Origin of the sequence: Thermogutta sp. (assembly GCF_014359955.1) — a bacterium.
Lineage (GTDB): Bacteria > Planctomycetota > Planctomycetia > Pirellulales > Thermoguttaceae > Thermogutta.
In genome coordinates, this window is sequence record NZ_JACIYL010000899.1 from 1 (window position 1) to 1,663 (window position 1,663).

3 protein-coding genes are annotated in these 1,663 nt (G+C 55.6%); 2 read left to right on the forward strand and 1 reads right to left on the reverse strand.

What is annotated here, in order from left to right; all coding sequences use genetic code 11:
• Positions 1-179 precede the first annotated feature (179 nt).
• Positions 180-833, forward strand: a complete 654-nt coding sequence (locus tag H5U08_RS18025) for an MBL fold metallo-hydrolase (RefSeq protein ID WP_297036304.1) — start codon at positions 180-182, stop codon at positions 831-833.
• A 99-nt stretch (positions 834-932) separates the two neighbouring features.
• On the opposite strand, the gene H5U08_RS18030 is transcribed toward H5U08_RS18025, so the two are convergent.
• Entirely contained in the window at positions 933-1,148 is a 216-nt protein-coding gene (locus H5U08_RS18030; protein WP_297036306.1) for a dodecin, read from the reverse strand.
• A gap of 251 nt (positions 1,149-1,399) precedes the next feature.
• Here H5U08_RS18030 and H5U08_RS18035 point away from each other — a divergent pair.
• A partial coding sequence (locus H5U08_RS18035; protein ID WP_297036309.1) for a HisA/HisF-related TIM barrel protein occupies positions 1,400-1,663 on the forward strand: 264 nt, incomplete at its 3' end.

The following is a 1,663-nucleotide window of genomic DNA, read 5'->3' on the forward strand; positions in this document are numbered from 1 at the left end:
CACCGCATGACGCGTGTAGAAAAAGTATCCTTTAACCCGTCTTAATGGGATATCGCTTTCGCGCACGTCCGTTATTAAAATGGTTAAACTCACGCGATTGGTTTGTCTAACACCTACCGGATTCCCATTTTTGCTCATTTTCCCAGTTTACACTCTTTCCCATTTTAAAGGAGAACCGAGTGGAACAGCGAGATCCCAAAGTGATCACGATCGTCTCGGCCATGTTTGGCCAAAACTGCTACTTGGTCTATCGGGATAACCGTTCTGATTGCATCATCATTGATCCAGGTCTGGACTGGGGAAAAATCATCCGAAAAGTAACCCATCTCGGCCTCACTCCGGCGGCGATCCTGATCACCCACGGGCATGCGGATCATATCGCGGGCGTGGAAGCCGTCAAACAAAGATGGCCGGAGGCCGAGCTTGTGGTGGGTAAACGGGATGCCCAGAAGCTGACCGATCCCAACCTCAACCTGTCAGCGGACTTCGGATTCCCCCTGACAACGCCACCTGCGGACAAACTCGTCGAGGACGGCCAGCTTCTGGAGTATGCGGGCATGCGAATCCTTGTCCGCGAAATTCCCGGGCACTCCGAAGGGCATGTCATTTACCTTTTGAACGACACCAGCCCGCCCAACGCTTTTGTTGGCGACGTGATTTTTGCCGGCAGCGTCGGCCGCACCGACTTCCCGGGCGGAGATTTTGAACTCCTGGAGGAGGGAATCAGGTCGAAAATCTACTCCCTGCCCTCGGAAACGCAACTGTGGCCAGGGCATGGCCCTCCGACCACCGTGGGGCACGAAAAAGCCCACAATCCTTTCGTGCACGGATAGTGCTTGCATTGTGCAAACCGCATTCCATCGCGGAGGGCCCGCACCGGTTGTGCCCGTCATTGGGAAGACGGCTTCAATAGCGTCTATCCAAGCGGTGGATCACTTTTCGTCTACAATCCGACAGCCGATATTGACGGTCACCTGGAATTGCGCCACTTTTCCGTCCGCAATCGATCCCCGCAACTCGACCACCTCAAACCAGGAGGGGTTTTTCTCCATGCTGGCTGCCTTTTTGACGGCCTGCGCAACAGCGTCGCTGAATGACTGCGTCGAGGTCCCCACAAGCTGAATCTTCTTGTACACCGCGTCAGACATCGTTGGCTCCTTCACTTCGGTTGCAAATCCACTGGTCTTGCAAAAATTGGTTACTTGAGTGCCTTTGATTGTACATCATGATGCCGGTGTCGTGGGAGAGAGGTGTCAGTTACGGGAGGCAGAAGCGCACGGTCGGTGCTCACGTGCTCGCCGCCTCCGTCAGAACTCGCGCCGACTTGAAGGAGCAAGCGGAATGTGTCATATTACAGGTTTTACACTGGCGTCCAAACTACCTGGGAGGAGAGAACGGAGTGGAGGTCTGGCCCGCAATCGATATCAGAGGCGGCCGATGCGTGAGGCTCTGCCAGGGGGATTTCCACCGCGAGACGGTGTACGGAGAAGATCCCGTCGAAATGGCACGGCACTGGCAGCGGCTCGGCGCGAAACGCCTCCATATCGTGGACCTGGACGGGGCCAGGACGGGAAATCCCGCTAATATTCCCATAATAATTAAGATTGTTCAGGTGACGGGCCTCGTTTGCCAGGTCGGGGGGGGATTGCGGCAAACGGAAACC

Excerpts from the sequence above, each read along its gene's own strand:
- H5U08_RS18030 (WP_297036306.1), bottom strand. The coding sequence starts at position 1,148 with ATGTCTGACGCGGTGTACAAGAAGATTCAGCTTGTGGGGACCTCGACG.